The sequence below is a fragment of the Halomonas sp. MCCC 1A11062 genome, from assembly GCF_021404355.1.
Lineage (GTDB): Bacteria > Pseudomonadota > Gammaproteobacteria > Pseudomonadales > Halomonadaceae > Halomonas > Halomonas aerodenitrificans.
Genome location: NZ_JABFTW010000005.1, coordinates 182285 through 203079 on the forward strand (window position 1 = coordinate 182285; position 20795 = coordinate 203079).

At 64.7% G+C, this 20795-nt stretch carries 20 protein-coding genes; 12 read left to right on the forward strand and 8 right to left on the reverse strand.

Features of this window, described 5'->3' with window-relative positions:
- The first annotated feature begins 24 nt into the window (after positions 1-24).
- Together glcC and HOP58_RS07610 are read left to right on the forward strand one after the other, a co-directional pair.
- On the forward strand, positions 25-801 hold the full coding sequence (gene glcC / locus HOP58_RS07605) for a transcriptional regulator GlcC (protein WP_010626955.1): 777 nt from the start codon (positions 25-27) through the stop codon (positions 799-801).
- Between the two features lie 72 nt (positions 802-873).
- Entirely contained in the window at positions 874-1527 is a 654-nt protein-coding gene (locus tag HOP58_RS07610) for a GntR family transcriptional regulator (RefSeq protein WP_010626956.1), read from the forward strand.
- A gap of 71 nt (positions 1528-1598) precedes the next feature.
- On the opposite strand, the gene HOP58_RS07615 is transcribed toward HOP58_RS07610, so the two are convergent.
- The 7 genes from HOP58_RS07615 to HOP58_RS07645 form a co-directional block, all read right to left on the reverse strand.
- Positions 1599-2510, reverse strand: a complete 912-nt coding sequence (locus tag HOP58_RS07615) for an amidohydrolase family protein (RefSeq protein WP_234259995.1) — start codon at positions 2508-2510, stop codon at positions 1599-1601.
- 12 nt (positions 2511-2522) lie between these two features.
- Positions 2523-3416, reverse strand: a complete 894-nt coding sequence (locus HOP58_RS07620; protein WP_234259996.1) for an NAD(P)-dependent oxidoreductase — start codon at positions 3414-3416, stop codon at positions 2523-2525.
- Between the two features lie 18 nt (positions 3417-3434).
- Entirely contained in the window at positions 3435-4709 is a 1275-nt protein-coding gene (locus HOP58_RS07625; RefSeq protein ID WP_010626959.1) for a TRAP transporter large permease, read from the reverse strand.
- Positions 4710-4718: 9 nt separating this feature from the next.
- Positions 4719-5186: a TRAP transporter small permease gene (locus tag HOP58_RS07630; protein WP_010626960.1), complete on the reverse strand. Its 468-nt coding sequence runs from the start codon at positions 5184-5186 to the stop codon at positions 4719-4721.
- A 55-nt stretch (positions 5187-5241) separates the two neighbouring features.
- Positions 5242-6234 carry a TRAP transporter substrate-binding protein gene (locus tag HOP58_RS07635; protein WP_010626961.1) on the reverse strand — a complete coding sequence of 331 codons (993 nt, stop codon included), beginning with the start codon at positions 6232-6234 and terminating at the stop codon, positions 5242-5244.
- A 148-nt stretch (positions 6235-6382) separates the two neighbouring features.
- Positions 6383-7399: a 4-hydroxythreonine-4-phosphate dehydrogenase PdxA gene (locus HOP58_RS07640; RefSeq protein WP_234254483.1), complete on the reverse strand. Its 1017-nt coding sequence runs from the start codon at positions 7397-7399 to the stop codon at positions 6383-6385.
- Positions 7400-7421: 22 nt separating this feature from the next.
- Positions 7422-8726 (reverse strand): L-fuconate dehydratase, encoded by a 1305-nt coding sequence (locus HOP58_RS07645; protein WP_010626963.1) that lies wholly within the window; start codon positions 8724-8726, stop codon positions 7422-7424.
- Positions 8727-9027: 301 nt separating this feature from the next.
- Between HOP58_RS07645 and gabD the strand changes: the two genes are divergently transcribed.
- From gabD to HOP58_RS07680, 7 genes are all read left to right on the forward strand, one after another.
- Positions 9028-10527: an NADP-dependent succinate-semialdehyde dehydrogenase gene (gabD, locus tag HOP58_RS07650; RefSeq protein WP_234259997.1), complete on the forward strand. Its 1500-nt coding sequence runs from the start codon at positions 9028-9030 to the stop codon at positions 10525-10527.
- Position 10528: 1 nt separating this feature from the next.
- Positions 10529-11425 carry an NAD(P)-dependent oxidoreductase gene (locus HOP58_RS07655; protein WP_234254485.1) on the forward strand — a complete coding sequence of 299 codons (897 nt, stop codon included), beginning with the start codon at positions 10529-10531 and terminating at the stop codon, positions 11423-11425.
- Between the two features lie 82 nt (positions 11426-11507).
- Entirely contained in the window at positions 11508-12467 is a 960-nt protein-coding gene (locus tag HOP58_RS07660) for a LysR family transcriptional regulator (protein WP_234254486.1), read from the forward strand.
- A gap of 177 nt (positions 12468-12644) precedes the next feature.
- The gene (locus tag HOP58_RS07665) at positions 12645-13613 is read left to right on the forward strand and encodes a tripartite tricarboxylate transporter substrate binding protein (RefSeq protein WP_141638538.1); all 969 of its coding nucleotides are present in this window, start codon (positions 12645-12647) and stop codon (positions 13611-13613) included.
- A gap of 100 nt (positions 13614-13713) precedes the next feature.
- Positions 13714-14187 carry a tripartite tricarboxylate transporter TctB family protein gene (locus HOP58_RS07670; protein WP_010626969.1) on the forward strand — a complete coding sequence of 158 codons (474 nt, stop codon included), beginning with the start codon at positions 13714-13716 and terminating at the stop codon, positions 14185-14187.
- A gap of 115 nt (positions 14188-14302) precedes the next feature.
- Positions 14303-15826, forward strand: coding sequence for a tripartite tricarboxylate transporter permease (locus HOP58_RS07675; protein WP_010626970.1), 1524 nt, complete (start codon positions 14303-14305; stop codon positions 15824-15826).
- 49 nt (positions 15827-15875) lie between these two features.
- Positions 15876-17315 (forward strand): FAD-binding oxidoreductase, encoded by a 1440-nt coding sequence (locus HOP58_RS07680; RefSeq protein WP_234259998.1) that lies wholly within the window; start codon positions 15876-15878, stop codon positions 17313-17315.
- 23 nt (positions 17316-17338) lie between these two features.
- On the opposite strand, the gene HOP58_RS07685 is transcribed toward HOP58_RS07680, so the two are convergent.
- A complete protein-coding gene (locus HOP58_RS07685; protein ID WP_234259999.1) occupies positions 17339-17866 on the reverse strand; it encodes a gamma carbonic anhydrase family protein in 528 nt (175 codons plus the stop codon).
- A 344-nt stretch (positions 17867-18210) separates the two neighbouring features.
- Here HOP58_RS07685 and HOP58_RS07690 point away from each other — a divergent pair, with 344 nt between their 5' ends.
- The 3 genes from HOP58_RS07690 (at position 18211) to HOP58_RS07700 (ending at position 20756) form a co-directional block, all read left to right on the forward strand.
- The gene (locus tag HOP58_RS07690) at positions 18211-19005 is read left to right on the forward strand and encodes an enoyl-CoA hydratase/isomerase family protein (protein WP_234254489.1); all 795 of its coding nucleotides are present in this window, start codon (positions 18211-18213) and stop codon (positions 19003-19005) included.
- A 69-nt stretch (positions 19006-19074) separates the two neighbouring features.
- Positions 19075-20247 carry a CoA transferase gene (locus HOP58_RS07695; protein WP_234254490.1) on the forward strand — a complete coding sequence of 391 codons (1173 nt, stop codon included), beginning with the start codon at positions 19075-19077 and terminating at the stop codon, positions 20245-20247.
- 47 nt (positions 20248-20294) lie between these two features.
- Complete coding sequence (locus tag HOP58_RS07700) at positions 20295-20756, forward strand: heme-binding protein (protein ID WP_010626975.1); 462 nt, start codon at positions 20295-20297, stop codon at positions 20754-20756.
- The last annotated feature ends 39 nt before the right edge of the window (positions 20757-20795 follow it).

Sequence of the window (20795 nt, forward strand, 5' to 3'; positions counted from 1 at the left end):
TGGAACGAGACCCTGGGAGAACCAATGCAGCAGGAACATGAGCGCGTCTCAGCGACGTTGACGCCCGATGCGGTGGCGGAACGCCTGGAGCGGCTGATTCTCGACGGCGTATTTCGCCCCGGGCAGCTGCTGCCCTCGGAGCGGCGCCTGTGCGAGCGCCTCGGCGTGTCGCGCACCTCGCTGCGCGAAGGGCTGCGCGTGCTGCGCAGCAAGGGCATCATCGTCACTCGTCAGGGGCGGGGCTCGGTGGTGGCCGAACTGGTGGCCGGGCGTGACGACAGCCCGCTGATGCATCTCTTCCGCGACCACCCGCGCACCCTTTACGATCTGCTGGAGGTGCGCTCGCTGCTGGAAGGGGAGTCGGCCCGGCTGGCGGCCGAGCGGGCCACGCCGGCGGATCGGGTGCTGATCCAGCGCCGCTACGAAGCGATGGCGGAATACGTCGAAGCGGGTCAGGCGATCGACGTGGAGCGGCTGGCCCATCTCGACCACGCCTTTCACCTGGCGATCTGTCAGGCCTCGCACAACCCGGTGCTGGTGCATACGCTGCAGTCGCTCACCGATCTGCTGCTCAGCTCCGTGTTCGCCTCGGTGAAGAACCTCTATCATCGTGAGAGACCGCGAGCCATGATCAATCGTCAGCATGCGCGGCTCTATCGGGCCGTGATGGAGGGCAAGCCTCAGGCCGCCCGCCGTGCGGCGCTCGATCACCTTCACGGTATCGAGGCGCAGCTGCGCGAGATCGAGGCCGAGGATCAGCGCCTGGAGCGTTCGGCCATGCGTCTCGACGAGTGGGGCTGAGAGCCGCGACTCAATTGACGCTCCTTTTTTTTGAATGCATAATTAGATTTATTCGTTATAGAAGTGAAGCCAATGGACAAGATCAGGCAGAGTACGCTTCACGGTGAAGTGGCAGAAAGGGTTCGCGATCTGATCGCGCAAGGCGTGTTGGCTCCCGGCAGCCGGGTTCCCGAAAAGCAGCTGTGCGAACAGTTCGGCGTTTCCCGTACCCCCTTGCGCGAGGCGCTCAAGGTGCTGGCTCACGAAGGCTTCGTCGAGCTGCTGCCCAATCGGGGCGCGCGTGTTGCCAAGTTGACCCGCACCACGTTGAAGAACACCTTCGAAGTGATGCAGAGCCTCGAGGCCCTGGCGGGCGAGCTGGCCGGAACGCGTATTTCCGACGCGGAGCTGGCGAATATCGAAGCCCTGCACTATCAGATGCTGGCGCATTACAAGGGCGGCAACATGCAGGAGTACCTGCTGACCAATCAGCAGATTCACGAAGCCATCGTGGTCGCCTCGCAGAACGACGTGCTCATCGACGTCTACAAGAATCTCAACCATCGCGTGCGCCGGGTGCGCTTCACCGCCGAGCTGAGCAAGGACTACTGGTCTCAGGCGGTTAGTGAGCACGAGTCCATGGTCGAAGCGCTGCGGGCTCGTAATGGAGCTGCACTCGGAGAGATCCTTCGCTGTCACCTGCGCAACAAAGTGGAGATGTCGGCTCTTGAGGAGATGGCCGAGTAGCGCCAGATTGCCCAGATCCGTTCACTCAGTGCGAAGATGCCGCCCCCAGGGGTGGCATCTGCGTTTGGTGCTCATTGCCCCAGCGGCATGCGATAGTAACGCACCGCGTTGTCGTGGAACAGCAGGCGGCGCTCCTGGGGCGCGAAGCCTTCGGTGATGCGCAGGAAGACCGAGAAGATCGTCTCGAAGCTCGCCACCAGGCTGTCGACGGGAAAGTTGCTGGCGAACATGCAGCGCTCGACGCCGAAGGCCTCGATGGTTTCGAGCACGACGCGGCGATTGGTCTCGACGCTCCAGGGCTGTCCCGGTACACCGATGCCGGAGATCTTCACCGCCACGTTGGGCTGGGCGGCCACTCGCTCCATCGCCCGGCGCCAGCCGGCAAGCCCGGCTTCGCTGCGGTCCGCCGGCAGCCCGGTGTGGTTGATGACGATCTGGGTTGCGGGATGAGACTCCGCCAGCTCGGCAGCCTCCTCGAAGTGCCACCAGGGCGTCTGCAGATCGAAGGAGAGCCCATGGGCCGCGAGCAGGGCGAAACCACGGCGCCAGGCTGGGTCGCCCATCGAGCCGGTGGCGCCGGGGATCATCTTGTCGGGTGAGCTCGCGGCGGCGGGCTTGTGGCGGATGCCGCGCACGCGCGGGTGGTCGCAGTGGGCAGCCAGTACCTCTTCCACATCGGGCCGGTCGAGCCGGGCCTGGGCGACCATCACCGTCGGCAGCCCCTCGCGCTCGGCCAGCTCATGCACCCAGCGAGTCTCCGCCACCGGTGTGCGAGGGTCCCACTCCGTCTCCACGAACACGCTGCCAACCACGTTGAAGCCCCGGGTGTCGTGGCGGTAATCCGCGGGCATGTAGTTGCGGCGAATGGCGCTGTAGTCGCCGTAGCGAAAGGGAATGGGCGTCTTGTCGCACAGCCAGGGCAGGTAGTTGCGCTCGAGATCCCAGAAGTGCTGATGGGCATCGACGATAGGAAAGTCGTTCATGCTAATGGCCCCTCATGCATTGTTCTGTCGCGCTTGGTCTTCCAGCAGGGTGACGATGGCGGCGCCATCGAGCTCGCCCTTGCCTTGGGCGATCAGCATGCTGTAGAGCGAGTTGGCCATGCCGGCCATGGGCATGGCGACGTTCAGCGCGTTGGCCGCGTCCTGCAGCATGTGTAGGTCCTTGAGGATCTGACGCGCATAGCCGCGCGGCTCGAAGTCGCTCTCCACCATGCGCGGCAGCAGGTCGTTTAGCAGGTTGCTGCCGGCATAGCCCGAGGAGAGCGCCTCGGGGATCTTGCTCACGTCGATGCCGAAGCGGTTGCCGAGGTTGCAGGCTTCGGCGATCACGCAGTAGTTCGAGAGCACCAGCGCCTGGTTGATCAGCTTGGTGGCCTGGCCCGCCCCCACCTCGCCCATATGAGTGAACTGGCCGAGCCGCTCCATGACCGGCGTTACGGCTGCGATGGCCTCTGTCGTGCCGCCTGCCATGATGGCCAGGCGACCTTCCGCGGCGGCGCCGGGCCCACCGGACACTGGAGCATCCACGAACGCCATGCCGTTGCGCCGCTCGAGCTCCGCTGCCAGGCGCCGGGTGGTCTCCAGCTCCGTGGTGGAGTGATCGACCACGACCTTGCCGCCGTCCTGAGCAACCTCGGCGATGCCGTTCTCTCCGAGCACCACCGCCTCCACGGCGGCGCTGGTGGTCACGCAGATCTGGATGAGATCGGCCCGTGCGGCCACCGCGGCCGGCGAGTCGGCGATGTCGGCGCCGCGGGCTTTTGCCGCTTCGCAGTGAGCCGCTTCGATGTCGTAGCCGACCACGGCATAGCCTTCGTCGATCAGCCGCGACACGAAGCCGCTACCCATCTTGCCCAGTCCAATGAAACCAACGGTGGAAATCGTCATGGTGAACTCCTTGCATTCTCAGCGCATGAAACTTGGCAGCCACAGCACCAGATCGGCGGCGAAGGTGATGATGGCCAAGGTGGCGACGAGCGGTATGTAAAAGGGGATCAGCGCTTTCAACAGCTGGCGCAGCGATACCTTGGCGATGGACGAGACGAGGAACAGCGAGAGGCCCATCGGCGGTGTCAGCAGGCCGATCATCAGATTGAAGATGCACACGATGCCTAGATGCACGGGATCGACGCCGGCGAGCACCATGGGCGGGGCCACGATCGGCACGATCAGCAGGGTCGCCGTGGTGGAATCCAGGAAGATCCCTGCGATCAGGAAGATGAGATTGGCGATCAGCAGCAGCATCAGCGGCTCGTGGGAGATCTGCAGTATGAAGGCAGCGAAGCGCTGGGGAATCTGCTCGACGGAGAGGATCCAGCCGAACATGGCCGCCGCCGCCACGATGATCAGAATGGCGCTCGTCGTCCTGAGCGTGGCCAGCAGCGAGAACATGAGGTGCGACCAGGTGAGCTCCCGATAGAGAACGGCGCTGATGAAGACGACGTAGGCTGCCGTTACCGCGGCCGCTTCCGTGGGAGTGAACAGGCCCATGAGCATGCCGGAGATCATCAATACCGGGGCCAGCAGGGCGGGCAGGGCGGGGATGAAGGCACGGTTGAGCTCCATCAACGTCGGCCAGCGCTCGGCCCTCGGCATGTCGTGGCGCAGCGCCAGCAGGGCCGCCGTGATCATCAGCAGCACGATGCAGATGAGCGCCGGCACGATGCCGGCAAGCAGCAGCTGAACGATCGAGACGCTGGTGACCGAGCCGTAGACTATCAGCGGGATGCTGGGCGGAAAGATGGGACCGACGACGGCGGAAGAGGCCGTGACGGCGGCGGAGAAGGGCGCTCCGTAGCCGCGCTTCTTCATCGCCTCTATCTCGATCTTGCCGAGTCCGCCGACGTCGGCGAGCGAGGCGCCCGACATGCCGGAAAAGATCAGGCTGGAGAATATGTTGACCTGAGCCAGCCCGCCCGGCGCCCGGCCGACCAGGGTGTTGGCGAAATGGAAGATACGGTCGGTGATGCCCGCCTGGTTCATCAGGTTGCCGACGAAGATGAAGATGGGTACGGCCACCAGAGGAAAGCTGTCCAGGGCATAGGTGACGCGCTGTCCCATCAGGCCCAGCGGCAGGCCCTCGAGTAATACGTATATCGCAGAAGGAATCAGGATTGCATAGACGACCGGAAAGCCGAGCAGAAAGAGAACGAGAAAGATGCCAAGGATGATCAAGCCCATGGAGGTGCCTTATACGCCGGAGTCGGATTTGTTATCGGTCGTGCTCGCGCCTTGCAGAAGATGCACCAGGGCTGCGCCCAAGAGGCCAAGAACGGTAGTGCCGAAGAAGATCCAATAAGGGATCTTCAGTACCGGGGTCGCTCTGTTGAAATTCGTCTGCACGGTGGTGGCGGCGGAGTAGGCAACGAACAGGCAGATGATGATGGAGGCTGCCATGATCAGCCGGTTCAGCCATCGTCTCGACATGACCGGAAGGGAGTCGCGCAGCTCTGACATCTGTATGTTTTCGCCGCTGGCGATGACCAGCGGGTAGGATGAAAAGACGAGGCATATCAGGAGAAAGCGCGTCAGTTCGCCGGAGCCGGGGATCGAGGTACCGAGCAGGTCGCGAGAGAGCACTTGCAGGAACGGCACCAGGATCATGCCGGCGAGAAGCAGGGCGCAGAAAATCTCGAGCCACTTTCTTGGGTATCTCATTTTTCACCCATCGGGTCATGTTCCGGCGAGAGGCCATCGCCCCTCGCCGGTACCGTTACTCCACTTCCCCGATCATTTCGATGTAGGGCTCGAAATTGGGGTAGTCGCGGTTGATCTGTGCCAGCACCTGCTCGCGGAAGGCGTCGATATCCAGCCCATCCTCTTCGGTAATGATGGTCATGCCGCGCTGAGTCAGCTCTTCGATGAGTTCCTCTTCGGTCTCCTGCGCCCAGCGCAGCGACTCTTCCGCCTTTTCTGTCAACACGTTGGTGATGGCCTCCTGGTATTCCTCGTCCAGGGACTGCCATACGTTCTCGTTGATGAAGACAGCGAGGATGGAGTGCATGTGGCCGGTCAGCGAAACATGCGACTGCACTTCGTGCAGGTTATCGGAACGGATCATGGTCAAGGGGTTTTCCTGGCCCACGACCAGCCCGGTCATCAGGGAGGTGGGCAGCTCCGAGACCTCTACCGGGGTAGGGTCTGCACCAAAGCCCCGGACCATGGAGATCCAGATATCGAGCGGTACGGCACGAAATGGCTTACCTGCCAGATCGTCGGGTGATTCCACGGGGAAGTTGGCCGTGATGTGGCGAGCGCCGCGGTACATCCTGCCGATGATGCGCATGCCGGCCTCGTCGATCAGTTGCTCGTTCATCTCGCTGATGACCGGCGAGTTCGGGTCAGTGGCCCTGAGGGCATGCTCCGCATCGCGATAGATGAAGGGCGCATTGAACACCGCGATATCCGGTACGGATTGCGCCAGGGAGGCGAACTCGTGATGGGCCATGGAAATGGAGCCCAGCGATACGCCATCCACCATTTCTGCTACGCCACCCAATTGGCTGGCCGGAAAGATGGTGATGCTGACCCCGCCATCGGTGGCTTCCTCGATGGCGGCGGAGGCTTCCGACGCGAAGCGGGTCTGTGCGTCGCCTTCCGCACCGACGTGGGCGTAACGCAGCGTGGTGGCGGAGACGGAGGCGGAGGCAAGGCCAAGGAGAAAGGCTGCCGCTAGCGTGAGAGGGAACCGATGTTTGAGCTTCATGCTGGACCTCGTTGTTGTTGTAGAGGGGGGCCGCGCCCCTGGCTCGGCGCCAGGGGCGCGGACGTGCCTTCAATATGCTGATGTCATTATGAACTCATAATTCATTATTTTTATATATACTTTCGTCTACTCATGTTTGTCGATTCGGCTAAGCGCTGCGGCTGAGGGCATGATGCGTGCCCATGCGGCAGGCGATGGTGAAGGCGTGGCGCATGGCTTCGACGCTGGCCTTGCCCTGGCCGACGATGTCGAAGGCGGTGCCATGGGCCGGCGTGGTGATGGGAATCGGCAGCCCGCCCTGGACGGTGACGCCACGCTCGAAGCCCAGCAGCTTGAGGGCGATCTGGCCCTGGTCGTGGTACATGGTGACGACAGCGTCGAACTCGCCGTCGCGGGCGCGGCGAAAGAGGGTGTCGGCAGGGAAAGGACCCTGGGCCGGGTAGCCGGCGGCGACGCAGGCCTCAACGGCCGGTGCGATGACGTCGATCTCCTCTCGTCCGCAGGTGCCGCCCTCGCCGGCGTGGGGGTTGATAGCCGCCACCGCGATGCGCGGCTGCGTCACGCCCGCTGCCACCAGGGCGTCGTGGATCAGGCGGGTGGCGTTCAGGATGCGCTCCGGCGTAACGTAGCCGGCGGCCTCGCTGAGCGGTACGTGGGAGGAGATGCGCGAGGTCCAGAGGTTGCCGAGGGTATTGAATTCGCACACCTCGCCCGGGACCTGCAGGTACTCGGCGAAGAAGTGCAGCTCGTCCTCATGGCGCAGGCCGCCCTGCTTCATGGCCAGCTTGTTGAGCGGGGCGAAGCAGATGGCATCGATTCGCCCCGCCTGGGCGGCCTCCAGGCAGTGGGCCAATACCTTCAGCACCGAGGCGCCGCAGGCGGCATCGACCCGGCCGAACTCGACCTCCTCTGGCCGGATGGTGTTCAGCGGCAGCAGTACGGGGCCGGCCTGGCCGCGGGCCTGCTCCCAGGCGGTGATCTCGGGCAGCGTGAGCGCGGTGCCGGCCACCCGCTGGCCTTCCTGCCACAGCCAGGGGTCGCCCACCACCACCACGTCGCTCCCTTCGATTGCCTGGCGGTCGGCCAGCAGCTTGGCGACGAGCTCGGGGCCGATGCCTGCCGGGTCGCCCAGGGGCACGGCGATGCAGGGTCTTGACTGGGTCATCTTGGGTCTCCTTCGTAGTGGGTCAGCCGTCCTGCCAGGCGGCGCCGTCCGGGTAGAGGTGGCGTGACAGCGACTCGGGGTGGAGGCTGATGCTGTAGCCGGGGGCGGTCGGCACCTGATAGCGGCCGTTGCGGATCGTCACGGGGTGCTCGAAGTGCTCGTGCAGATGATCGACGTATTCGAGGATGCGCCCCTCGAGAGAGCCCGAAACGGCGATATAGTCGAACAGCGAGACGTGCTGCACGTACTCGCAGAGACCGACGCCGCCGGCGTGGGGGCAGACCGGCACGCCATGCTTGGCGGCCAGCAGCAGCACCACGATGACCTCGTTCAGCCCGCCGAGACGGGCGGCATCGACCTGACAGTAGTCGAGGGCACCGGCCTGCAGCAGCTGCTTGAACATCACCCGGTTGTGGCAGTGCTCGCCGGTGGCCACCCCGATCGAGCCCAGCCGGCGTCGAATCTCGGCGTGGCCGAGGATGTCGTCGGGGCTGGTCGGCTCCTCGATCCACAGCGGATCGAATTCGGCCAGCCGGCGCATGTTGGCAATCGCCTCGTCGACGTCCCACATCTGGTTGGCGTCCATCATAAGGGCGCGTTCCCAGCCGATCTCCTCGCGCAGGATCTGGGCGCGACGACGGTCCTCCTCCAGGTTACCGCCCACCTTCTGCTTGAAGTGCGTCCAGCCTTCGGCCAGCGCCTCGCGCGCCAGGCGCCGCACTTTGTCATCGTCGTAGCCGAGCCAGCCGGCCGAGGTGGTATAGGCCGGGTAGCCATGCTCGCGCATCTCCCGTTCACGGTCGGCGCGGCCGGCTGCATTGCGACGCAGTAACCCCAGCGCTTCCTCGGGAGTCAGGGCGTCGGTGACGAAGCGGAAGTCGAGGCAGCGGATCAGCTGCTCGGGCGGCATGTCGACCAGCAGCTTCCACACCGGCTTGCCTTCCGCCTTGGCCCACAGATCCCAGACGGCATTGACGATGGCCGCCGTGGCCAGGTGGATCGCGCCCTTCTCCGGTCCGATCCAGCGCAGCTGGCTGTCGCCGCTGGTCAGCTCGCGCCAGAAGCGGCCCATCTCGGCGGTGATGTCGTCGAGCCGGCGGCCCTCGATCAGGTAGGCCAGCGACTCTACGGCCTTGACGCAGATTTCGTTACCGCGGCCGATGGTGAAGGTCAGGCCGTGGCCGCTGAGCCCGTTCCCGGCATCGGTGTGCAGGGTGACATAGGTGGCAGAGTAGTCCGGCGCCGCGTTCATGGCATCGGAGCCATCCAGGGAGCGTGAGGTAGGAAAGCGGATGTCCTGAACCTCGAGACGGGTGATGGTGGTCATGGCGACAATTCCAGCAAGGTCTAAGAGAAGTAAAGATTTGTTGTCCAACCCAGCCTGGTGGGCAATCCAATAACCTTCCAATCGTTTTTTTCGTATCTACGTTAACCAGGGGTTATCGAAACGCACTGCAGGCCCTGTCGTGGCCCTCGAGGATGCGGCGCGTCCGGTTTCCTCTCGACGAAAGTATGATTCTTAATTTTGGATTCATAATTCAAAGTCTCGGAATCGTTCTACGTCAGAAAGTCCGTATTCAGAAAGTCCGTGATCAGACAAACCGTGATGCGAGAGGAGGCAGGAGAAGATGCGCGAGGAGAGTGGAGAAAATCACAGCCCGACCGGTGGTCGGCAGCCGCAGCTGCAGGACCCGGCGCTGTTCAGGCAGCATGCCTACATCGATGGAGGCTGGGTCGATGCCAGCGACGAGGCGGTCATCGAGGTGATCGACCCGGCCAGCGACACGCGGCTAGGCAGCGTGCCCCGCCTGCCTCAGGCACAGGTGCGTGAAGCCATCGAGGCAGCCGAGCGAGCCCTGCCGGAGTGGAAGGCCAGGACCGCCAAGGAGCGAGCCGCCATCCTGCGGCGCTGGTACGAGCTGTGCATGGCGCACCAGGAGGATCTGGCCCGTATCCTGACCCTGGAGCAGGGCAAGCCGTTGGCCGAGGCCCGGGGCGAGATCGCTTATGGCTCCGCCTTCATCGAGTGGTTCGCCGAAGAGGCCAAGCGGGTATACGGTGACGTCATTCCGGCCCATGCCAGGGATCGCCGCATCGTGGTCACCAAGGAGCCGGTCGGTGTGGTGGCTGCCATCACGCCCTGGAATTTCCCCAACGCGATGATCACCCGCAAGGCCGCCGCCGCCATGGCGGCCGGCTGCACCGTGGTGGTCAAGCCGGCATCCAGCACGCCCTTCTCGGCGCTGGCCCTGGCCGAGCTGGCCGGGCGCGCCGGCGTGCCCCGGGGAGTGCTCAACGTGGTCACCGGCAGTGCCCGCACGGTGGGCGACGAGCTGACCGCCAACCCGCTGGTACGCAAGCTCTCCTTCACCGGCTCCACCGAGGTGGGCAAGGTGCTGCTCACCGCCTGTGCCCAGACGGTCAAGAAGGTCTCCATGGAGTTGGGTGGTAACGCTCCCTTCATCATCTTCGATGACGCCGATCTCGACCAGGCGGTGGCCGGGGTGATGGCTTCCAAGTTCCGTAACACCGGCCAGACCTGCGTATGCGCCAACCGTATCTTCGTCCACGAGCGGATCTACGATGCCTTCGCCGAGCGCCTCGCCCAAGCGGTGGCGGCGCAGCAGGTCGGCAATGGCCTGGAGGAAGGGGTGACTCTGGGGCCGCTGATCGATCAGGCCGCGGTGGCCAAGGTCGAGGAGCACATCGCCGACGCCCGCGAGCGCGGGGCCAGCGTCTACCTGGGCGGGCAGCGGCATGCGCTGGGCGGCAACTTCTTCGAGCCGACGATTCTCACTGACGTCTCCAGCGATGCGCGGCTGATGAACGAGGAGACCTTCGGCCCCGTGGCGCCGCTGCTGCGCTTCAGCGACGAGCAGGAGGTGGTGCGCATGGCCAACGATACCCCCTATGGCCTGGCCAGCTACTTCTATACCCGCGATGTGGGCCGGGTGTGGCGGGTGGCCGAGGCCCTGGAGTGCGGCATCGTGGGCATCAACGAAGGCATCATCTCCAGCGAGCTGGCCCCGTTCGGCGGCGTCAAGGAGTCCGGTATCGGACGGGAGGGCTCCAAGTACGGCATTGAGGACTACATCGAAATCAAATATCTCTGCATGGGTGGGTTGTGACATGAGCGACGCGCAGTCGAAACAGCGAGTGGGCATGATCGGCATCGGCCTGATGGGCCACGGCATCGCCACCAACGTCCAGCGCGCCGGCTGGCCGCTGGCCTTTCTCGAGCACCCCGGTAACCAGCCCGTTGCGGCACTGCTCGAGAACGGGGCGCAGGCGTTCGCCACGGCGGCGGAGCTGGCCCGGCATACCGACGTCATCATTCTCTGCGTGACCGGCTCGCCCCAGGTCGAGGAGGTGCTGCTGAGCGAGGATGGCGTGCTGCAAGGGCTCAGGCCCGGCAGCGTGATCATCGACTGCTCCACGGCGATTCCCAGCTCGACGCAGCGCATCGCCGAGGCGGTGGCGGAGGCGGGCGGGCGTTTTCTCGACGCCCCCATGACGCGCACGCCCAAGGAGGCTGCCGAGGGTCGTCTCAACCTGCTGGTGGGAGGCGATGCCGAACTGTTCGCGGCGCAGCAGCCGCTGCTCGAGAGCTTCGCCGAGAACATCACCCATGCCGGCCCGGTGGGGGCCGGTCATCAGCTCAAGCTGCTGCACAACTTCGTCTCGGTGGGCTTCTCCACCGTGCTTGCCGAGGCGGCGGCCTGCGCCGAACGGGGCGGCATCGACCCGCATGTCTTCGTCGACGTGCTGGCCAAGGGCGGTGGGGCGGGCACCGTGCTCGAACGGCTGCGGCCCTACATTCAGGAGCGCGACACCTCGGGCTTCCGTTTCAGCATCGCCAACGCCCACAAGGACCTCGGCTACTACCTGGCCATGGCCGGCGACCTGGGGGCGGCGAAGGTGGCCGCAGCGGGCATCGACGAGGTGCTGGGGCAGGCCGAGGGGGCGGGGCACGCTCAGGCCACGCTCCCCGAGTTGATCGGTCTGCTCGGCAGGGGAGACATCTGACGGCAGCGGGGCGCTGCTTGATCCCGCTGGCAGCGGCGCCTATGTTGGCTGATCGGCATAGGTTATCAGAGGGCCGGTAAACGTGGACAACCTGTCATCGACCGGCCTGTGCGGCTGGATGCGTTTCAAGCACCTGCTGCTGCTGCTTCACCTCGACAAGCGCCGCAACATGCGTGCCGCCGCCCGGCAGATGCATCTCAGCCAGCCGGCAGCCAGCAAGATGCTGCGCGACCTGGAGACCCATTTCGGCTTTGCCATCTTCGAGCGCCAGCCGCGGGCGATGGTGCCGACCGAGCTGGGCGCTCAGCTGGTGAGGCATGCCGAGATTCTGCTCAACGATATCGAGCGCATGGTCGAGGACGTCCAGCGCATGCGCGAAGGCGGCTATGGGCGGCTGCTGATCGGTGCCATCCCGGCGGCCGCCCCCGAGATCCTGCCGGCAGCCATTGCCGCCCTCAAGGGACGGCGGCCGCGGCTGTCGGTCAGCATCGATGAGCAGAGCAGCGACCGTCTGCTGCAGGCCCTTGAATACAAGCAGCTCGATCTGGTGATCGGCCGGCTCACGGCGGTGAATCAACACAACCTGTTCGACTTCGAGCCGCTGCTTGAGGAGCCGCTGCGCGTGGTGGTGGCTCACGATCATCCTCTGGCCGGCCAGGAGCGGGTCGAACTCGCCGCGCTGCGCCATTGGCCATGGGTCCTGCATCCTCCCTCCAGTCCCATGCGTCAGGTCATCGAGGCCGCGCTGGCCGACGCCGGCATCGCCTCGCCCGACGACACCATCGAGACCACCTCGACCCAGACCACCCTGCAGCTGCTGCTGAGCGCGCCGATGCTGGCGGTGTTGCCCTGGTCGGTGCTCAAGCGCCCCCTGGCCAGCGGCCAGTATGCGGTGCTGCCGCTGACCATCGGCAAGCCGCTTGACTACTACGGCATCATCACCCGCAAGCATGAACCGCTCTCCAGCGCCGCCGCTGAGCTGGTCGCGGAGCTGCGCCGGCAGGTGGCATTCGCCAGACCGCGCGTGTCGCGCTCCTCCTGACGGCTGGCCGTTCGCAGCGGCTAGACCAAAGTCGACATTGATGAAATGAATTATGAGTTCATAATTACATTGAGCGGGAGGAGACGCCCATTCGACCCGCACCCGTGAACACGCCGGTTGCCGCCATGCCTTGGCGACGGCTTCTGATCCGACAACGACAAATAGGGTGATCGAGAGATGACGAAAACAGTGATGGTCGGCAAGACCGCACTCTGCGGAGTGCTCTGCCTGGCGCTGGTTGGCGGCGCCCACGCCTGGGAGCCACAGCGCAACGTGGAATTCGTGGTGCCATACAGCGCCGGTGGCGGTAGCGACATCAACGCGCGCATGCTGGTCGAGGCGATTCGCGAGACCGACATGGTCAACCGCAACATTCTGATCAACAACCGGCCCGGCGGCTCTGGCGCGGTAGGCAACAGTTACACCTACAGCCAGCGCGGCAATGGCCATATCATCACGACCTTCAACGGCGGTCAGATGATGAGCATGTTGGTCAACGACGCCTCGGTGCAGCTCGACGACCTTACGCCGCTCGCCACGCTGTCGCTGGATACGCTATTCGTGGGGGTCAGGGCCGAGGGAGATATCGAGAATCTCGACGACCTGATCGAGCGCGCCGAGCAGGATCCCGGCGGCATTACCGTCGGTGGGGCCGGCCGCGGCGGCGAGGACCACCTGGCCTTCGCCATGCTCGACAACAACCTGGGTGTCGACTTTCAGTACGTTCCCTTCGACGGCACCGGTGATGTCACCTCCGCCTTGCTGGGCGGCCATATCGATGCGGCCATCTTCAAGCTGGGCTCGCGGGTCGACCAGAGCATGGTGCGCTTCCTGGCCACCTATTCGGAGGAGCGCCTCGACGCTCCCTTCGACGAGGTGCCGACCTTCGACGAGCTGGGCTATGAAGGCCTCGAGCTGATGATCTTCCGTGGCTATGCCGGCCCGCCCGATATGCCCGAGGAGGCCGTCGAGTTCTGGGAGAACGTCTTCCGTGCCGCTGCGGAAACCGACAAGTGGACCCAGGAGTACGTCGAGAACAACGGCCTGATCCCGACGTTCATGGGAGCCGAGGAGAGCGCCGAGTACTACCAGCGCGAGCAGGAGCGCTACCGGGTGCTGTTCCAGGAAGCCGGCATGATCGACTGAGGCTCGCGGGGCGCGGCTGCCGATGGGTGGCCGCGTCCCGGTCGTTGCTGCGGCCACCTCGTTTGTTCCCGGTCGGCCGCTACCGCAAGAGGCGCACACTATGTCAAGCGTGAATCAAGAGCCGGCCCATGAGGGCCGCTCCTGGCTCTCTCCGCTGGTCACACTGGGCATCATCGTGATGGGGCTCGCCTGGGCCGGCTTCGGTTGGTGGAAGTATGGGGTATGGATGCACAACGGCCCCGGAGCCGGCTTCTTCCCCGTGGTGATGGGGCTGGGGGCCGCTCTGCTCGGTGGCTACGAGCTGCTGCGCCGCAGGTTCGAGACGGATCGCGTGAGCTGGCGCAATCTATGGCCTGCCGTGGCCATGGGGCTGGCCATCGCCAGCATACCGCTGTTCGGCATGGTACTGGCGATGACGCTGTTCATCGTGCTGTGGATGGCACTGATCGAGCGGCAGTCGTGGCTCAAGTCCACGGTGATCGGCGCCTGTGCGGGCGGTGCGATCTATCTGCTGTTCGGCATGTGGCTGATGGTGGCTTTCCCCGAAGGCGCGCTCATGGCGCCTTTCACCTAAGGAAACGCTGAACAAATCGACGAGCGAGATGAAGCGCAAGGCGCACCGCGCAACGCAGCGATTCGCTCGCGCAGGCATATGTGCAGTGTTTCCCTAACCGAACGAAGAGTCGCGTATGGATATCCTACAGTCCCTGATGCAGGGGTTCGCCACCTCGCTGACGTTCAGCAACATCCTGGCGGCCCTGGTCGGCGCCGGCCTCGGCATCATCGTCGGGGCCATTCCCGGCCTCGGTTCGGTCACCGGCATCGCCCTGCTGCTGCCGCTCACCTTCCAGATGGACCCCATCACCGGCATCATCATGCTCGGGGCCCTCTATTACGGCTGCATGTACGGCGGCTCCTACAGTGCCATTCTGCTCAACATCCCCGGTGATGCGCCGGCCGTGGTGACCTCGCTGGACGGCTATCCGCTGTCGCAGCAGGGGCATGGTGGCAAGGCCCTGTTCACCGCCAATATTTCCTCGTTCATCGGCGGTACCGTGGGCATCATCATGCTCACCTTCATGGGGCCCGTGCTGGCCCACGTGGGCCTCATGTTCGGGCCGGCTGAGGTGGCGGCGCTGATCCTGCTGGCGCTCTGCTCCATCGGCTGGCTGCTGGGGGACAACCCGCTCAAGGGCCTGATCTCGACCTTCATCGGCGTGATGCTGGCGACGATCGGCATCGGCACGGCCTTCGGTCAGCCGCGCTTCACTTTCGACTCCATGTATCTGCTCAACGGCATCTCTTTCATTCCGCTGGTGATCGGCATGTTCGGCTTCAGTCAGGTACTGGTGATGATGGTCAACCGGGTCGATCCCTCGGCCAAGGGGCTGACCGGCCGGCTGGGGCTGAAGGAGAGCCTGCTCGACCGCAAGGAGGCGCGCAGCATCTTGCCGGTTTCGCTGCGCTCCGGGGTGCTCGGCAACCTGGTGGGCATTCTACCGGGCGCCGGGGCCACCACCGGCTCCTTTCTCTCCTATGTGCTGGAGAAGAAGGTGGGCCGCAACGGCGCCGAGCTGGGCAAGGGGCGCATCCAGGGCGTGGCGGCCTCGGAGGCGGGCAACAACGCCGCCGCCGCCGGCTCGTTTGCGCCGCTGCTGTCATTGGGCATTCCCGGCTCGGGCACTGCGGCGGTGCTGCTCGGCGGGCTGATGATGTGGGGCCTGCAGCCCGGGCCGCTGCTGTTCCAGAACAACCCCGACTTCGTCTGGGGGCTGATCTCGTCCATGTACCTGGGCAACGTCATGGCGGTACTGGCGGCGCTGGCGATCATTCCTTTCCTGGTCAAGCTGCTGCTGATCCCGGCCTCGATCATGATCCCGGTGATCGCCGTGGTGTGCGTGGTGGGCTCCTACAGCGTCAACAACAGCATGTTCGACGTCTGGTTCATGCTCGGTGCCGGGGTGGTGGCCTTCTTCATGACCGCCGCCCGCTACCCGATCGCGCCGCTGCTGCTGGCTTTCGTGCTCACTCCTCGTCTCGAGACGAGCCTGCGCCAGGCGCTCGACATCTCCCGTGGCGATCCGATGATCTTTCTGAGAAGCCCGATAGCGGCCACACTGCTGACGTTGATCCTGCTGTTCGTGCTCTATCCGCTCGCCAAGCGGCTGTTCGTGATGGCGCGCCGGCGCGGCCACAAGGCAACGGCCGAATGAGGCGGCCCATCGCCACCCACCTTCACGACTTCTGAGTAGAGATGCCGACATGACGTACCACGACGATGCCGTCGCCGCCTTCACCCAACTGCTGGGAGCCAACGGGGTAATCACCGAGGCCGCCGACCAGGGGCGCTACGTGCGCGACTGGGCCGGTGCCCGCCTGGGCATGCCGCTGGCCGTGGTGCGCCCCCGGAGCACCGAGGAGGTGGCGGCGGTGGTGCGCTACTGCCACCGGCACGGCATCGCCATGGTGGCCCAGGGCGGGCACACCGGTCTGGTGAAGGGCGCGCTGCCGGACGTCCGGACGCCCGAGGTGGTCATCAGCCTCGAACGCATGACGCGCATCCGTGGACTCGACCCGCTCAACTTCACCATGGCGGTGGACGGCGGCTGCATTCTCGAGGAGGTCAAGCGTGCCGCCGAGGAGGCGGACTGTTTCTTTCCACTCTCGCTGGGCGCCCAGGGCAGCTGTCAGATCGGCGGCAACATCGCCACCAATGCCGGCGGGGTCAACGTGCTGCGCTACGGCATGATGCGCGAGCTGGTGTTGGGTCTCGAGGTGGTGCTGCCCGACGGCGAGATCTGGAACGGCATGAAGGCGCTGCACAAGGACAACCGCGGCTACGATCTGAAGCAGCTCTTCCTGGGTAGCGAAGGCACGCTGGGCATCGTCACCGGGGCGGTGCTCAAGCTGACGCCGCGCCCCGAGCAGTCGCAGACCGCGCTGCTGGCGGTACCCTCAGTGGATGCCGCTGTGCGGCTCTATGCCTTGGCCAGACGCCGCTGCAGCGACCTGCTCTCCGCCTTCGAGCTGATGCCGCGCCTGTGCCTGGAGTTGGCCTTCGAGGCCGCACCGCAGCTCGCCGACCCCTTCGACGAGGCTTATCCCTACCATGTGCTGCTCGAACTGACTGCCACCGGACCGGTGGACCTGCCTGGCCTGCTCGAAGGGTTGCTGGAAGCGGGCATGGAGCACGAGGTGGTGCTGGACGGCGTGCTGGCTTCCAGCGTCGCCCAGGCCGGTCAGCTGTGGGCGATTCGCGAGAGCATGGTAGAGGGGCAGCTGCTGCGTGGCGAGCACCTGCGCACCGACGTCTCGGTGCCGATCTCGGCGATTGCCGAGTGCGTTGAGCAGGCCACGGCGGAGGTCGCGGCCCTGTCGCCCACTTCGCAGGTCATCGCCTACGGCCATATCGGCGACGGCAATCTGCATATCAACGTGTTGCCACCCGCCGAGACGCCGGCAGAGGCGCTGCCGGCCCTGTTCGAGCGCCTGGAGAGAGCGATCTTCACGGTGGTGGATGGCTTCGGTGGCAGCATCAGCGCCGAGCACGGCATCGGCCGCAGCAAGCAGGCGGCCTTTCTCGACCGCCTAACGGTCACCGAGCGCCGCCTGCTGGCAGGCATCAAGGCGGTGTTCGATCCCGGCGACCTGATGGGGGCAGGGCGCATCCAGGCGGCGAGCGAACGCTCCTCATCGTCGTGACGAGTCCCCGGCCAGCCCGCCGATCATTCGTCCAACGGTGTCAGTTCGGCCAGGAAGCGCGCCTTGCGTTCCACATAGCTCTGGCTGCTGGCGGTCAGGCCGGCCACCTCTTCCGGGCTCAGGGTGCGTACCACCTTGGCCGGCGTGCCCATGATCAGTGAGTTGGGCGGAAACTCCTTGTTGGAGGTGATCAGCGACCCGGCACCGATAAGGCAGTTCTCGCCGATACGCGCCCCGTTGAGGACGGTGGACTGCATGCCGATCAGGGTACCGTTGCCGATGCTGCAGCCGTGCAGCATCACCAGATGGCCGATGGTGACGTCGGTGCCGATGCTCAGCGGGAACCCCGGGTCGGTGTGCAGCACGCAATTCTCCTGAATGTTGCTGTTGTCGCCGATGCTGATGGGCTCGTTGTCGCCGCGCAGCACGGCGCCCGGCCAGATGCTGACATCCTTGCCCATTCTTACGTCGCCGATCACGGCCGCTTCGCGGGCGATGAATACGCTGTCGTCGTGGCTGGGGCGGGTCTCTCCGAGTACATACGTCGTCATGCGTTTGCTCCTTGTTGTCGTTCGTTCGGGCTGCCGCCGGTGGGGCCGCCGAGGTGTGGCTCATGCAAGGGATGGCTCCAACTTAGGGAGCCAAACTCGAAACGTCAATAATTCAGAATTCATAACGAATTTTCTGCATTTCCATACGGAAATCATTACCTAATTGTTTTTACAGGTTTATTGGTTGCATCTTCGTACAGGTGCTAGCCAAAAGTCTAACTTGATGAAATGAATTATGAGTTCATAATTACAAAAAAGAGGCGCCAACATCGACTCTGGCGCCGGTTGAGAGGGCAGGTGAGGCTTAACGGCTGCTGCCAGCCGCTGATGAAGCAGGAGGTCAAATGGAGCCGAAATCGACGGCCGAGCTGGAACTGATCAAGGATGGACGCATCGCGTGGCTGATCTTCAATCGCCCCAAGGTGCGCAATGCCATGACCTGGGGCATGTACGACTCGCTCGAGCGGCACTGCCAGGCCCTGAGCGAGGACCCGGAGGTGGACGTGGTGGTGCTGCGCGGCAGCGGCGGTGAAGCCTTCGTTGCCGGCACCGACATCAAGCAGTTCACCGGCTTCGAAACGGCACGGCACGCGCTGGACTACGAGCACCGCATCGACGAGGTCATTGGCGCCCTGGAATCGCTCGGCAAGCCCACCATCGCGCTGCTGGAGGGGTTCTGCGTCGGCGGCGGTGCGGCCATCGCCATGGCCTGCGATTTCCGCTACTGCACACCCGATCTGCGTTTCGGCGTGCCCATCGCCAAGACCCTCGGCAACTGCGTCTCCATTACCAACGTGTCGCGCCTGGTCGATCTGGTCGGTGCCGCCAGGGCCAAGGAGGTGCTGATGCTGGCCAAGCTGTTCGGTGCCGATGAGGCGAAGCAGGCGGGTTTGGTCACCGAGGTCGTCGCCGCCGAGAAGATCGAAGCGGAGGTCCGGCAGGTGGCCGAGAGGCTGGGTGGCTTTGCGCCCTTGACGCTGCGCGCCTCCAAGGAGGGAGTCAGCCGTGTGCTGGCGGCACGGCGGCCACCGGCAGGCAGCGAAGAGGACCTGATCGCGCTCTGTTACACCAGTCGCGACTTCAAGAGCGCCGTCAAGGCCTTCGTCGACAAGACCCCCCATGCCTGGCGCGGCGAGTAGCGCCGGCTTCGTGAGTTTTTCCTCAGCACACCCCCCAATGACAATGAGGTGGCAAGCATGCTCCCCTTAATGAAAATGAAGGTTCTCGACATTTCCCAGATCATGGCCGGCCCCTACTGCACCATGGTGCTCGGCGACCTGGGGGCGGACGTCATCAAGGTGGAGAAGAACGGCGGCGACGACAGCCGCCAGATGGGACCTTACGTCAACGACGAGTCGACCTGTTTCGCCCAGATCAACCGCAACAAGAAGAGCATCTCGCTGAACCTCAAGGAGGAAGAAGGGCGCGAGATCTTCTATCGCCTGGCCAAGGAAGCCGACGTCATCGTCGAGAACTACCGCACCGGCGTGGCCAAGAAGCTGAAGGTGGATTACGAGACCATCAAGGCCATCAACCCCGGCATCATCTACTGCTCCATCTCCGGCTATGGACAGACCGGCCCATACAGCCACAAGGGGGGCTTCGACCTGGTAGCCCAGGGCATGACGGGGCTGATGTCGATGACCGGGGAGCCGGGGAGACGCCCGCTGAAGACCGGCATCGCCGTCTACGACATCGGAGCGGGCATCACCGCCGTCTATTCGATCCTGGCTGCCTATATCCACAAGCTGAGCTCCGGGGAAGGGCAGCACGTCGACGTGGCCATCGCCGAGTGCGGCCTGCCCTGGTTCACCTGGGAGGCGGCGGCGTTCTTCGCCGAAGGCACCGTGCCCGAGCCTACCGGCTGGCGTCACCGCGTATCGGCACCCTACCAGGCGACCAAGGTCCGCGACGGTTACATCATGCTGGGCTGCGCCAATCAGCGCACCTGGGAGCGGCTCTGCCACGAGGTGATCGATCGCCCCGATCTGCTGCAGGACCCGCGCTTCATCAACAACTATCAGCGCGGGCAGAACGTAGAGGAGCTCGAGGCGGTACTCGAAGAGATCTTCATCCGGGACACCCGCGAAGCCTGGCTGGCCAAGTGCGACCAGGCGGGCGTGCCCGCCGGCCCCATCAACGACTTCGCTCAGGCGCTGGACGATCCGCACTATCAGGCGCGCGGCATGGTGCAGGAGATGGAGCACCCGGTCATCGGTCGGATGAAGACCATCGGCTTTGCCAGCAAGCTCTCCGGCACGCCGCCGCAGATTCGCCGTCCGGCACCGCTCTATGCCCAGCACACCGACGAGATCATGGCCGAGCTGGGTCTCGACGAGGCGCGCTGCGAGGAGCTGAGGCGCAAGGGGGTGATCAAGTGAAGCAGGGCGAGGCGGGCGGAACGACGATTACCGCATGAGGAGGCCTTATGGCGGGCAAGGTGTTTCACAGTAGCGTGCAGCTCGGTCGTCAGCAGGCGCGAATGATAATCGACGGCGCCTTCGGCTATGGCCGTAGTGCGGATATGCAGCCTATCACCGTCGTGGTGCTGGATGGGGGCGGTCACGTAGTCGCCGCCGAGCGTGAAGACGGCTGTGCACCGCTGCGCTTTCCGGTGGCCCGTGGCAAGGCGTTCGCCGCACTCGGTAACGGTGCCTCCAGCGGCGTGGTGGGCAGCCGTAATGCCGAGCGTCCTGCCTTTCTTGCCAGCGTTGCTGCCGCTGCCGACGGTAACTTCATTCCGGTCGCCGGCGGTGTGCTGGTCCTCGATGAGGAGGCGCACGTCATCGGCGCCGTGGGGGTCAGCGGCGCCTCTTCGGACGAGGACGAAAGCGCCGCTCTCGCGGGTATCCGGGCGGCCGGCTTTGCCGCGGGGCTCGAGCCCGACTGAAGCCATTCATGGGAGGCACTCTGCTTGACATGCGTTCAA